At 51.2% G+C, this 14,073-nt stretch carries 10 protein-coding genes; all 10 read left to right on the top strand.

The features are described 5' to 3' along the window. Positions 1–40: 40 nt before the first annotated feature. Entirely contained in the window at positions 41–1,075 is a 1,035-nt protein-coding gene (gene mreC / locus COW15_RS14900) for a rod shape-determining protein MreC (protein ID WP_293633292.1), read from the top strand. After that, positions 1,075–1,563 (top strand): rod shape-determining protein MreD, encoded by a 489-nt coding sequence (gene mreD / locus COW15_RS14895; RefSeq protein WP_293633291.1) that lies wholly within the window; start codon positions 1,075–1,077, stop codon positions 1,561–1,563. Before mreC ends, mreD begins: the two co-directional genes overlap by 1 nt. A gap of 2 nt (positions 1,564–1,565) precedes the next feature. Further along, a complete protein-coding gene (locus COW15_RS14890) occupies positions 1,566–2,150 on the top strand; it encodes a nucleoside triphosphate pyrophosphatase (RefSeq protein ID WP_293633290.1) in 585 nt (194 codons plus the stop codon). A 133-nt stretch (positions 2,151–2,283) separates the two neighbouring features. Next, entirely contained in the window at positions 2,284–3,750 is a 1,467-nt protein-coding gene (gene rng, locus COW15_RS14885; RefSeq protein WP_293633336.1) for a ribonuclease G, read from the top strand. Beyond that, positions 3,750–7,970, top strand: a complete 4,221-nt coding sequence (locus tag COW15_RS14880; protein WP_293633289.1) for a YhdP family protein — start codon at positions 3,750–3,752, stop codon at positions 7,968–7,970. Before rng ends, COW15_RS14880 begins: the two co-directional genes overlap by 1 nt. After that, positions 7,894–8,724: a carbon-nitrogen hydrolase family protein gene (locus COW15_RS14875; protein ID WP_293633288.1), complete on the top strand. Its 831-nt coding sequence runs from the start codon at positions 7,894–7,896 to the stop codon at positions 8,722–8,724. The genes COW15_RS14880 and COW15_RS14875 overlap by 77 nt, the downstream gene beginning before the upstream one ends. A gap of 94 nt (positions 8,725–8,818) precedes the next feature. After that, entirely contained in the window at positions 8,819–10,267 is a 1,449-nt protein-coding gene (gene tldD / locus COW15_RS14870) for a metalloprotease TldD (protein WP_293633287.1), read from the top strand. 118 nt (positions 10,268–10,385) lie between these two features. Further along, positions 10,386–11,810: a TolC family protein gene (locus COW15_RS14865; protein WP_293633286.1), complete on the top strand. Its 1,425-nt coding sequence runs from the start codon at positions 10,386–10,388 to the stop codon at positions 11,808–11,810. Further along, positions 11,800–12,774, top strand: a complete 975-nt coding sequence (locus COW15_RS14860; protein WP_293633285.1) for an efflux RND transporter periplasmic adaptor subunit — start codon at positions 11,800–11,802, stop codon at positions 12,772–12,774. Before COW15_RS14865 ends, COW15_RS14860 begins: the two co-directional genes overlap by 11 nt. Before the next feature lie 80 nt (positions 12,775–12,854). Then, a complete protein-coding gene (locus COW15_RS14855) occupies positions 12,855–14,072 on the top strand; it encodes an ABC transporter permease (RefSeq protein ID WP_293633335.1) in 1,218 nt (405 codons plus the stop codon). Position 14,073 lies beyond the last annotated feature (1 nt).

Here is a 14,073-nt window from a genome sequence, read left to right as displayed (position 1 = left end):
ACTTCGGTATGGGGCGGTTAATCACCGCCTTAGCTTTCCTATGAAGCCAATTTTTGTTCGTGGTATTTCGAACCAATTCCGTTTAACACTGGCAATTATTTTGTCGGTGATCTTGCTCGTCGCTAATCACCGCCTCGATCCCGCCCGTGAATCCCTGTCATCGGCCTTAAGCCCCATTCAGTATCTCGCCAGTCTTCCCGGCGCTATGCTCGATTGGTCGTCTGAGAGTTTTGCGACTCGTAATATGTTGGCGTTGCAAAATAAAGAGCTGTTAAGACAACAGTTATTAATGAGCGAGCGCCTGCAGCGCTTCGAACACCTGCGTCAGGAGAACGAGCGTTTGCGCGCCTTGCTCGGCTCGCCCGCCTATCAGGACTCCCGCAAGATGGTGGCCGAGGTGATGGAGGTCGCTAGCGATCCCGCCCACCATTATGTTGTTCTCAATCACGGTTCCCGTAGTGGTGTCTTTGTAGGGCAGCCCGTGGTGGATGCTCAGGGCGTTGTTGGACAGGTGGTGCAGGTGAGTGAGATGACCAGTCGCGTGCTGCTGCTCTCCGATGTGTCCCACGGTTTACCCGTGCGTATTACCCGTAACGATGTGCGTCTAGTCGCCAATGGCGCGGGTGAACTCGATGAGATTGAGTTGCGTCATGTGGCTAAGAGTACCGATATTCGAGTCGGCGATTTGTTAGTGACCTCGGGCCTAGGTAATCGCTTTCCAGAAGGTTATCCCGTCGCTCGAGTGATAGAAGTACAAACCGAGGATGGACAGAGTTACGCACGGGTGACGGCTCAACCCTTAGCCGCCCTCGACCGCATTCGTTATTTACTGCTGATTTGGCCATCCCCCGATTCGGGTGTGACTTTGCCGCACCAAGTGCCTGTGCCTGCGGCGGATCATCCGCCTGAAGAGGCTAAGCCGGACCCCAATTCGACCAATGGTGCACCAAGCACTCAAGGCGCGGCGAGCACGGCTCAGGGCGCTGCAACAGATGCGAATGGCGGCACTAATGTGAATGGTGCGAATGCTGCAACGGGCGCTGCGACCACTCCACCGCCAGCAGAGGTGCATTAATGAGTTTACAAGCCGCTAATGGTCGACTCATCGTTTGGGTGACCCTATTTATCGGGCTATTGAGCCAGATCATGCCTCTCCCTTCGCTTGTGGAGGCTTGGCGTCCCGATTGGTTATTGATGGTCATTATTTATTGGTCTATTGCCTTACCCCACAGGTACAACATACTGACGGCTTGGGTGCTAGGGCTCGCGTTGGATATCTTGCTTGGCGCGACCTTAGGTGTGCGCTCCCTTGCCATGTCGCTTGTGATCTACATTGCAATTCTGCATTGTCAGCGGCTGCGAAACTTTCCTAAGTGGCAACAGTCGCTGGTAGTGATGCTGTTGATTTGTATTTATCACTTAGTCGTCTACTGGGTTGAGTTTGTGATGGATGGCGCCGTGTTTCATACGGATCTCTTCTTACCCGCGATTTCGGGTTTAGTGATTTGGCCTTGGATTTTTTGGATTTTACGTCGGGTTCGACGTCATTATAAGGTTCGTTAACGGTGAATTTAGTTTTAGCTTCAACGTCTCCCCGCCGTAAAGAATTGCTGGCCAATATTGGTTTGGGGCGCGCCGATTTTAGTTTTGCTCAAGTCGCTCCCGACATTGATGAAACTCCCCTCGAAGCTGAAACGCCACAGGATTATGTGCAGCGTCTTGCCGCCGAAAAAGCTCAGGCTGGACGCAAATTATGTCATGGTATGTCACAACCTGCTGTATTAGGTTCTGATACTATCGTAGTGCTTGAAAACGAGATTTTAGGCAAGCCTATCGATGACGCCGATGCAAAACGTGCACTGCGTGCATTATCGGGTAAGACACACACAGTGATGACTGCGGTTGCCTTGGCCTGCGGTGAGCACACCCAAGTGCGATTAGTCGAGACCCAAGTGCGTTTTTGCACCTTAACCGATGCGGATATCGAGGCTTATGTGGCCTCGAAGGAGCCCATGGATAAGGCGGGCAGTTACGGCATTCAGGGGCTCGGGGGTTGTTTTGTTGAATCTATTGAAGGCAGTTATTCCTGCGTTGTAGGTTTACCTTTGGTCGAAACCCGCGAATTGTTGGCGAGTGCCGGGTTAGCGTAACCCTGAGCATTTCAGTTGCCTAAAAGTGTTTTCATGCTTAGAGAATCTACTGTTTCGATTAATTAATTTAATTTCCCGAATGGGGTGAGTCGTGAATACCAGCCGCTTAAATCCGAATAAAATACAGCGCAAGATGGGTTCAGAATTACTGATCAACGTAACCCCATCCGAGGCACGCGTGGCGCTAGTCGAGCACGGTGTATTGCAAGAAGTGCATATTGAACGCCGCATGAAACGAGGGTTAGTCGGCAATATTTACAAGGGTAAAATCAGCCGTGTGTTGCCCGGTATGCAAGCCGCCTTTGTGGATATAGGCTTAGATAAAGCCGCTTTTTTACATGCCTCCGATATAGTGCCGCATACCGAATGCGTCGCCGATGTGGAGAAGGGCCATTTCGTGGTCCGTGATATCGCCGAGCTAGTGCGTCAGGGGCAAGATATTATGGTGCAGGTGGTGAAAGATCCGCTGGGCACTAAAGGGGCACGCCTGACGACCGATATCACCCTGCCTTCCCGTTATTTAGTCTTTATGCCCGGCTCTAGCCATGTGGGCGTTTCCCAGCGTATCGAACTTGAAGAAGAGCGTAGTCGCCTCAAGAACATCACTTTACCCTATGTGGATGAAGACGGTGGTTTTATTATTCGCACCGCCGCCGAAGGTGTCGGGGAGGATGAGCTTGCCCAGGACGCCGCCTTTTTGCGTCGAGTCTGGTCCAAGGTGAGTGAGCGGCGTCAGCGCCGTGGCGTGGCACTCTTATACCAAGATTTAGCGCTACCGGTGCGGATTGTACGTGACTTTGTCGGCACTGAGCTTGACCGGATCCAAGTGGATTCCCGTCGCACCTTTGCCGAGTTGCAATCCTTCGCTCAAGAGTTTATGCCGGAAATTGCCGAGAAGATTGAACATTATTCGGGGCCTGCGCCTATTTTCGATCTCTATGATGTCGAGAATGAAATCCAGCGTGCCCTCGGGCGTAAGGTGGAGCTGAAATCCGGTGGTTATCTGATTATCGATCAAACCGAAGCTATGACCACGGTCGATATCAACACCGGCGCCTTTGTCGGCCACCGCAATCTTGAAGAAACCATCTTTAACACTAACCTTGAAGCCACCCAAGCCATTGCGCGCCAACTGCGCCTGCGTAACCTCGGTGGCATTATCATTATCGATTTTATTGATATGCAGAGCGATGACCACAAGGCCCGTGTACTCAATAGCTTAAATAGCGCCTTAGCCAAGGATAGGGTGAAAACCAATGTGAGCGGTTTTTCAGGTTTAGGCCTAGTCGAAATGACCCGTAAACGCACCCGTGAGAGCTTAGAGCATGTGGTGTGCGGCGAATGTCCGGCCTGCCAAGGCACGGGCAGCATGAAGACGGTTGAGACTGTATCCTATGAAGTCTTCCGTGAAATTATTCGCTTAAATCGGGCATACGATGCCGATGAATTCTTACTCTATTGCTCACCCGCCGTTTACCACAGCTTAAGTGGCGATGAGAGTCATTTAGTGGCCGAACTCGAGGTTTACATAGGTAAGCGCATTCGTTTGCAGAACGAGCCCATGTATTCCCAGCATAAATACGATGTGGTGATGATGTAGTGGCAACGCTTTTTACCGCTAAAAAACTGAGCCGTTTCTGCTGGCAACTGCTAGCGGTAATCTTAGTACTGTGCGCGCTCGCCGTTAGCCTGATCCGCGGATTACTGCCTCAGGTTGATGGGGTGCGGCAACGGCTGGTCGATTATGTCAAAAGCGAATATCAAATCGAGGTGCGAGTCGAGGAATTATCCGCCCAGTGGCAAGCCTTTGGGCCAGCGGTGAGGATCGATAATCTGATCATCCCGCCCCAGGATAAATTGCCCGTTACTGTGATAGTCAAAAATGTCCAAATCAAGCTCGACTTTTGGCAATCCGTACTGGCGCGCAGTCCAAGGATTGAAGATGTGAATTTTGAAGGGGTGAGTGTCGCCCTCGATATCGATAAATTAACCGATACCTCCTCCACGAGTGCGCCCAGTGAAGCCGCGCAAATCGACTGGCTCTACAAGTTACTGCTAAAACAACTCGACCGTTTTTCCCTAAGCAATGCCTCGGTGCAGCTGTTAAGTCAACAGCATGAATATCGTCCTATCCATATTCGGCGTTTAAATTGGCACAATAGCGGCGAGCGCCACCGCGGTGCCGGTGAGATTTACCTCGATAATAATGCCTCCGACAATGAGTCCCTTGGCCTGCAATTGGATATTAAGGGTGACGGCGCGGCGCCGGACACCTTAAGCGGACAAATTTACCTTGCCGCCCAATCCTTAGACTTAGGCGAATGGGCATCCCGTCAGCAAAACCCCTACAATCCTAAACAAAAGTTACCCTTAGAAGGGGTAGTGAACCTCAAGGCGTGGTTTGATTTTGCCCATCGCAGTATAAGCTCAGGTGTGGTGCAGTTCGAGCCAAGTTGGTTGCAGTGGTCTATGGAGGATAAACCACAGAAATTTGAGATCCAATCGGGCAGTATTGCCTGGATACCTGAATCTAGAGGATGGCAGCTGGTTAGCTCAGATCTGGATTTTATCACCAATGGTGAGCATTGGCCGGCACTGAAACTCGGTCTTAAACGGCAAGATAAAGCGTTATTTGGCTATATTAATCGGCTCGATGTGCAGACGCTCTTTCCTCTTCTGCCCCTCGCCCCGGGTGTCGATTTGGCCGCGCTCAAACAGTGGTTCCATCTCTCGCCAGAGGGCAGTGTTGGGCCGATCCGTTTATACCAAGATGAGCGACAACCCTGGCTCGCCAGCACGGATATTAAGCAGCTACATTGGTTAAAGCGTGACGGGATCCCCAATACCAGCCCATTGGATATTAACTTAGTCTGGCAGGATAACAGCTTAATCTTTTCATTACCCAAACAAGCCTATACTGTGGATTTAGGCGATGAATTTAACGCGCCTTTAAGCTTCAATGTCGGTCAATTAACTGGCCTATTTGATATAGAGCAGTCAAGTCTTAGCCTGCCTAAGGTGCAGTTTGAAAACCAAGATATAGGTATCGATGCGGCCCTAAAACTGGATTTTAGTGCGGCTATGTCGATGTCACTGGCCGCCAATGTACAAGTGAAAAACGCCGCCAATGCCGATAAGTATTTTCCCGTCAAGGCGATGGGTAGCGGCCTAGCCGAATATCTCGATGGTGCGATTAAGGCGGGGCAGAGTCAAAACGCGCAGGTGTTATGGCAGGGGGCGTTAACGCGTTTTCCCTTCGAAGATAATAGCGGGGTATTTCAAGCGGCATTTACTCTAGACAATGCCGAGTACCAATTTCAACCCGATTGGCCCGCCGTGACTGACTTATCCCTCGATGCGCTATTTGAGAATGCTCGCATGGATATTTGGGTCAATCGGGGCAAGTTAATGGATGTGGTCGCCGATGGCGCCCATGTGTTTATTCCGGCGCTGGGCAAGCATTCCCTATTAAAAATTCAGGCGGAACTCGCTACCCAGGGCCGTGCGGCGACTCAGGTATTACAGGCATCGCCACTGGCGGATACTGTGGGCGATACCTTGAAGGTGGTGCAGGTTCAAGGCGCCGTGACTGGCAGTTTAGATATCAGCATTCCGTTATACGCAGGGGAGGCCGAAGATATCCGTGGCCAAATTGCTTTTAATAATACCCCTGTCTATATTGCCGAGCCTGGTATTTCGCTTGCTGCGGTGACGGGAACAGTACAATTTGCCAATGAGAAGGTTGAGGGTAAAGGCATTAAGGCAAAACTCTTTGAGCAGCCCTTAGATCTCAGTTTTGATACTAAGCCAGTGGGTAAAGATTATGGCTTGAATGTGAAGCTGAAGAGCCGCTGGGATCTTAGCCGTTTGCCCATAGAACTGCATAATCCTCTGAGCGACTTCTACCTAGGCAAACTCACCTGGAATGGCACTCTCAATATGCTGTTTAATGACCAAGGCTATCAGATAGAGGCCAAAGTGGATTCGGACCTCGTGGGCACAGCGTTAACATTGCCGGGCGCTTTCGCTAAACCTATGGATGAGCCTAGGCCACTCTTGGCTGAGTTTACTGGTGACCAACACAGCACGACGCTCACGGCCAGACTCGACAAACAGGCTGAGTTTGTGGGTGGTTTCGAGGCGGATGCGGGTGCACGTTTTAGTTATTTTGATCTACTGCTCGGGCGGTTATTCGATGCGGATGAGGCCCGTATTGCCGAGCAAGGCCATATCCAAATTGATGTGACCAGTGGCAAATTAGCCAATTGGTTGTCCGTGATTAACGCCTTCGTTTCGGAGGAGGCTAAGCCCGTAAACTCGGAGATTTTGGCCGATGAAGATCCTCGGCAGCATTTATTCCCAGCCGTTGTGGGGATTGATGCTAATATCGGCAAATTTGATTTATTGGGCCAAGGTCTGACTGGGCTCGTATTGCACGCTAAACCTAATGATACAGGTTGGCGCTTTAATGCGAGTGCCAGTGAGTTCGAAGGTTGGGTCGATTTTTACCCTAATTGGATGACCCAAGGGCTTAAGGTGGTGGCGAGTAAGTTTTACTTTGCCCCTGAAGTTAAAAAAGAGGCCGAGGCGGATTTTGGTGCGGACCAAGTCCTAACGAACTTACCGCCTGTGGCGGTGAATGTGGATGATTTTCGCTTCTTCGATAAGCCCTTTGGCAAGCTAGTGTTGCAGGCGGGCCCACAGGCATCAGGTTACCGTATCCAGACGTTGTCTTTGACGACTCCCGAGGTGTCTTTGCAGGGGAATGGTATTTGGCAGCAGCAGAATGGTCAAAACCAAACCGAGTTATCTGTGAGCTTAAATGCCCGCCAGTTTAACCACTTGAGTGACCTGCTGGGGATTGATCCCGGCGTAAACGAGGCGCCATTAAAGGTTAATGCCGACCTTGCTTGGCAAGGTGCCCCCTATGCATTTTCCCTCGAGAGTTTAAACGGTAAGGTCAAATTTGAGTTAGGGAAAGGCTATTTATCTCAAGTGAGTGACAAGGGCGCGCGGATTTTCTCCCTGTTCAGCTTAGATTCTCTAGTGCGTAAATTGTCGCTGGATTTCAGTGATGTGTTTGGACAGGGCATGTATTTCAACTCCTTCAGCGGCAATCTGCAAATTGATAACGGCGTAGTGAAAACGACAGACACAGAAATGGATGCGATTGCGGGCAATATGAAGGTTCGCGGCTATACGGATCTCACCACTGAAAGTTTAAATTACGATATCCGCTTTGTACCGCAGTTGGCCTCGAGTGTGCCGACCGTTGTGCTGCTCAGTACCAGTGCGTGGACATTGGGCCTAGGGGCGTTCGCACTAACCAAAGTGCTTGAGCCTGTAATCGAGGTGATCTCCGAAATTCGTTTTAGGGTGACGGGCACTATGGCGGAGCCTGTGGTCGAAGAGTTGGAACGCAAGAGTAAAGAAATAGAAATTCCAGAGTCGATTCTGCCTATGGTTGGTGTTGAGCGCCCGGCGATACCGACCGAGGGCGAGAACCATAACGTCGATGTCACTAACCCAGAAAACGTTAAGCCGACTGAAACCAAATCAACTGAATCAAAACCCCAAGAGGTTAGATCAGAAGAGCCAAAACCAGTCACAGATCAGCCTAGAGTGCCCGATTTAAATTTAGTTCAACCTCAAGCGACGCCTTTACCAGAAGTTCCCGCCACGCCCGTCACTCCAGAGGATCAGCCAGTAGTAGAACCGATTAAGCAACTTCAGGGAGATAACAATGCACATCAGCCTGTTGCAATGTCAGAGCAGCCGCGACGTCAGCGCCAATCTGCTATTTATCGAATCGCAGCTTAAGGACCTAAAGCGGGATGTCGATACGCCCCATTTAGTGGTGTTGCCCGAATGCAGTCTGCTTTTTGGTGGCCACGAAAGTCAGCAACTTGCCTATGCGGGCGATGCTCATCAGAGCCCGCTCAAATCGGCGTTAAGTGCATTGGCCGCCAAATATCAGGTCTTTATGGTCGCGGGCACTATTCCGGCACTGGCCGAGGATGGCCGCGTGTATAGCCGTTGTTATTTGTTTGATGATAAAGGTGATACCTTAGGGCATTACGATAAACTGCACCTCTTCGATGTGGATGTCGCCGACGGCACTCAGCAGTACCGCGAGAGCGAAACCTTTTGCCCCGGCGATCACATTAGTGTTATCGACACACCTTTTGGCAAAATTGGCCTGACCGTCTGTTATGATTTACGCTTTCCCGACCTCTTTAGGGCGATGCGCCTAGCGGGTGCCGAAATCATTACTGTTCCCTCGGCGTTCACTAAAGTCACGGGTGAAGCCCACTGGCAGGTGTTATTACAGGCAAGGGCCATCGAAACCCAATGCATTATTTTAGCCGCTGCCCAATGGGGAGCCCATAATGAAGGTAGCCGGGAAACCTGGGGGCAGAGCATGGTCGTCGGTCCTTGGGGAAATATTATCGCCCAGCGCCAGACGGGAACAGGTTGGGTACATGCTGAGATCGATTTAGCCGAAGTGCACAGCATTCGTAGTAAAATGCCCGTTATGCAGCATAATCGTTTCCTTGAGCCAAGCTTGAAATAAACCATACCGAATTAGACTGCGATTTACGTACAGAACTCGTACAGCGAATTTACACTCAGAATAGTAAGATCCCTTGGGGTCAAAGAGAGCATCGATGCCATTTTTAGCACAAGTAGAGCAGAGTTTATTGAAGGGCGGGTTAGCGTTAGATGGCCTACAAACCTATTTAAACATCATACATCAGCACACAATCGATTTTTCCGATCTCTATTTCCAAGGCAGTCGCCATGAATCATGGGTGCTGGAAGACGGCATTATCAAAGATGGCAGTTTCCATATCGAGCGCGGTGTGGGTGTACGCGCCATCAGCGGTGAAAAAACCGGTTTTGCCTATGCCGATGATATCACTCCCGCCGCGCTGAGTGCCGCAGCCGAAGCGGCCCGTGGTATTGCCAGTGCCGGCGAACAAACACAAGTGCAAGCCTTTAAACGCCAGCAAGCCTTAGCGCTGTACGATAGTTTAGATCCGATAGCGGCGATGGAAGAAGTTAAAAAAATCAGTCTGTTGAAAGAGGCTGATGCCTATATTCGCAGCTTAGACAGCCGCATTATCCAAGTGGTTGTTAGCCTTGCGGGCGTACATGAAGAAATTCTTGTGGCCGCGAGCGATGGTACGTTAGCGGCGGATATCCGCCCGTTGGTACGCTTTAACTGCAGCGTGATTTTAGAAGAAAACGGCAAACGTGAACGTGGCGGCGCCGGTGGCGGTGGTCGTCATGACTACGGCGTGTTAATGGCAAGCGATGACACAGGTTTACCTATGTGCTTCGCCTTTGCCCGTGAAGCCGTGCGCCAAGCGCAGGTCAATCTCAATGCCATCGATGCGCCAGCGGGTGAAATGCCAGTAGTGTTAGGTAATGGTTGGCCGGGCGTATTGCTCCACGAAGCGGTTGGGCACGGTTTAGAGGGCGACTTTAACCGTAAGGGCAGCAGTGCCTTCAGCGGTAAAATGGGCCAGCAGGTGGCCTCTAAGTTAGTGACTGTGGTCGATGACGGCACTTTGCCTAATCGTCGCGGTTCACTCAGCATAGACGATGAAGGTGTTCCGACCCAAAGAACCGTGTTGATCGAAGACGGTATCTTAAAGGGCTATATGCAGGATAAGTTGAATGCCCGCCTGATGGGTGTCGCCCCCACGGGTAACGGTCGCCGTGAATCCTACGCCCATTTACCTATGCCACGTATGACTAACACCTATATGACGGCGGGGCAGTCGGATCCAAGCGAGATCATCAAGTCAGTCAAGAAGGGCATTTATGCGCCTAATTTCGGCGGTGGCCAAGTGGATATCACTTCGGGTAAGTTTGTGTTCTCGGCATCTGAGGCCTATTTGATTGAAAATGGTGAAGTGACTCAAGCGATTAAGGGCGCCACCTTAATTGGCAACGGCCCAGAAGCCATGGGGCAAATTTCCATGGTCGGCAATGATATGGCTCTGGATAAAGGTGTCGGTGTGTGTGGTAAAGATGGCCAGAGTGTGCCCGTCGGTGTCGGCCAGCCGACCTTGAAGTTAGATCGCTTAACTGTGGGTGGTACAGCATAAGATCTAGAATCTAGAGCCTAAGCTTTACGCCACACTTAAGGAGGCGAGTTCTAGCCGCTGCCTGCTATGAATGTTATCATTCGCAAAGGAAATTAGAGTAACTACTCTAGAGGTGTTAATGAAACTATCACGTGTGGCTTGGCTGTGCCTATTATCTTCATTGCCTTTGGTTGGTCATGCCCAGCCCATAAGCTTTACCGACGCTTGGCAACAAGTGCTGAAGGTGAGCGACAAGTTGCAAGCGCAATCCCAGGAAGTGAATCGCGCTAAAGGTGAAGAAGAGGCGGGTGAGAGCTTGAATCTGCCCTCCTTGAGCCTTAATGGCAGTTATACCCACCTCGAAAAACCCATTGAACTCGATCTTCGGGATCTCAATCCCTTAGCCTCCCTTGATCCCGCAACTTTGCCACCCGCCCTTGGTGGGGCACTGGCGAGTATTCCGGGGTCAATGTTTGTCACGCCTTTTACCGAGCAAGATATCTTCCGCGCCAGTTTACAAGCCATGTGGCCGATTTACACGGGCGGGCAGATCACCGCAGCCCAAGGTATACACGCGGCTATGGTGGCCGAGAAGCAACAAGAGTTACAGCTCGCCACTCGGGATTTATTTACCCAATTGGTCGACAGATACTATGCCGTCGATGTCACGCTGGCGCTGGTGAACACCCAAACCGATCTCGTCGGCTCTTTAACTAAGCATGTCGATCATGCGCTAGCGTTAGAGCGAGAAGGGCAAATCGCTAAGGTTGAGCGCCTCAATGCGCAGGTCGCCTTAGACAATGCCAAAGTCAATTTAGGTAGCGCTCGCCGTCAACATGAAATGGCGGTTATCGCCCTGTCGCGCATGTTGCAGCAAAGCGATGTTGGTACTGAGTCACCTCTATTTGTCTTGCCGCACGCACCGTCTTTAGGCCAGCTGACTCAAGTGACGCTGAGCCAACATCCAGCGCTTAAATTGCTCGAAGCGAAGGAAGCGCAGGCCAATGGCTTAGTATCATTAGAACAGGGTAAATATCACCCCACAGTATTCCTTTTTGGTAATTACACGCTTTACGAAGACGACAGCCTGTTTTCCCAGGTAGAGCCCGATTGGATGGTCGGCGTCGGTGTGAAAGTGCCTATTCTCAGCCGCGACGGTCGCAGTGGTAAGGTCGAAGCCGCCAAGAGTGCACTCTTGCAGGCCCGTTATACCAAGGCGCAAACGCGGCAAGATTTGAGTCTGTTACTGGATCAAAGTTATCGCCAATTATTACAGGCCGAAGAAGAAGTGAAGGCGCTCGATACCTCACTCGAACTCGCCAGCGAAAACCTGCGCCTGCGGGAAATCGCCTTTAATCAAGGGCTTTCAACCTCTATAGATAGAGTCGATGCCGAGCTGAAACTCAGCGCAGTTAAAACTCAACAACTGGCCGCCCGTTATCGTTATGTGCAAGCCTATGCCAGATTAATGGCCATCAGTGGTCAATTAGATGAATTTATCGGTCGTACCATAGCCCGAAACTCAGCCCCTACCCAAGTGCAGGAGACAAACAATGCGCGCTAACAGAATACTTGCCCTTGTGGCGTTGGTCGCATTAGGCCTTATCTTGGCCTATGGCCTCAAGCTGGCTTACAGTCCGCAGCCGAGTCTGTTGCAGGGCCAGATTGAAGCCCGCGAATACAATGTCTCCTCTAAGGTGCCAGGTCGCGTCGAGCAAGTGCTGGTGCGCCGTGGTGACAGTGTGGCCGAAGGTGATTTGCTGTTCGCCATCCACAGCCCTGAGTTGGATGCTAAGTTGATGCAGGCCGAAGGTGGCCGCGATGCCGCTCAAGCGATGCAGCTTGAAGCCAACAACGGTGCCCGTAGCCAAGAAGTGATGGCGGCCAAAGAGCAATGGCTCAAGGCACAGGCAGCGGCAACGCTGGCTAAAACCACTTATACCCGCGTTGAAAACCTCTTCAACGAAGGTGTGGCAGCGAGACAAAAACGCGATGAAGCCTTTACCCAATGGCAAGCGGCGAAATACACAGAGCAAGCGGCTTTAGCCATGTATCAAATGGCGCAGGAAGGCGCGCGGGTCGAAACCAAAGCCGCTGCTGCCGGTAACGCCCGTATGGCCGAAGGCGCGGTAAAAGAAGTTAACGCCATTATGCAAGATAGCCAAATGCGCGCGCCTAAATCGGGTGAAATCAGCGACGTGTTATTGCAGGCGGGTGAATTAGCGCCGAGTGGTTTTCCGATTGTGAGCCTGATTGATATGCAGGATGCTTGGGCCGTGTTCCAAGTGCGCGAAGATCAACTTAAGCGCTTCAAGCAAGGCCAAAAAATTCAGTTGAATATTCCAGCACTCGGGCAGGATGTGGACTTTACTGTGTCCCATATCAGCGTGATGGGCGATTTTGCTACTTGGCGTTCGACCGAAAGTGGCCACGATTTTGATATGCGCACCTTCGAAGTGGAATTGCGTCCAAGCCAGCCGATTGCCGATCTGCGTGTCGGTATGTCTGTGTTGCTGCGCAGTGAGTAACAGCCGTGACTGAACGCACGCCCAACGCCAATACGGTCGACAAGACTAAGGGTGAATCACCGCCATCGAGCAGAAGCTTTATGGCCTTGCTCATCGCGTTAGTTCGCCGTGAACTCACTGCGCTGTGGCGCGACCCTTGGCAGTTAGCGCTGATCAGTTATATTCCGCTTATTGGGATGTTATGCCTCTGGTGGTTATTCAGTGCGGGGTTACCAAGGCAATTACCGGTGGCGATTGTCGATCAAGACCACAGTCAGTTAAGCCGTATGCTGACCCGTCAGCTGAAGGCAAATCCTGTGACTGAGCTACAAAACTTCACCGATTTAGCCGCGGCTGTGTCGGCGATGCAGCAGGCGAAAGTCTACGCCATTGTGGTCTTTCCCTATGATATGAAAAAAGATTTGCTCACTGGCCACAAGCCCACCATAGATGTGCGCTACAACAGTCAATTTTTGCTGGTGGGTAAGTTACTCTCAAGCCAAATTCAGCTGAGTCTGGGTGATGGTTTGTTGCAAATAGCGGGCTTAAAACAGCTCGCCAACGGTACACCTAAATCCCAAGTCGCAGTCAATTTAAGCCCAGTCAAGAGCCAAACAACGGCGCTTTTTAACCGAAATAACAACTATATAGGCTTCTTAGTGCCGCCAGTGCTGATTGCGCTGTGGCAGTTGTTATCTATGTTAGTGATGGCCAACAGCTTAAATCGAGAGCTGCATCTCGCGCCTACGACTCAGGTCAATGGTATAGCAAATACCTTAACCGAGCATTTTTGGCCTAAGGTGCTGGCGAAAGTGGTGTTGTTTACGCCGATATTGATGCTGCAAGGCGGCTTTATTTTAACTTGGCTGTACTTGTATCTGGCGCTGCCGATGGCGGGCAGTTTAGCCCTATTGCTGGTGGCACAATTGGTGATGTTACTGGCGGTCTGGAGTCTGGTGTTATTCATCTTTGTAGTGATGCGTGACAGTGCGCGGGTCATCAGTTTTTGTACCGCTTTATTTGCGCCCGCCTTTGCCTTTATGGGGATCACTTTCCCCACCCATGATATGCCGCAATTAGCCCAGTGGTGGCGGCTGATCATGCCATCGAGCCACTATATTGAGTCCCATGTGAGCGTCGTCAGTTATGGCGCTACTTGGCCGAGCGTGGCGGGCCAACTCAGCAGTTATTGGGGCTTTATCTGTTTGCTGCCTTTGATCTATTTGCTATCGCGTCAATTACTGCCGATCACGGTTAGTGCTAATAATGTGGTGGCAGTAGTTGACTCGAACGCAGCTCTGCCTGCGAAGGGGCAATAGG

Source organism: Shewanella sp. CG12_big_fil_rev_8_21_14_0_65_47_15 (assembly GCF_002783505.1).
Lineage (GTDB): Bacteria > Pseudomonadota > Gammaproteobacteria > Enterobacterales > Shewanellaceae > Shewanella.
The sequence above is the reverse complement of the archived record's forward strand: the minus strand, read 5'-3'. Positions and strand labels throughout refer to the sequence as shown.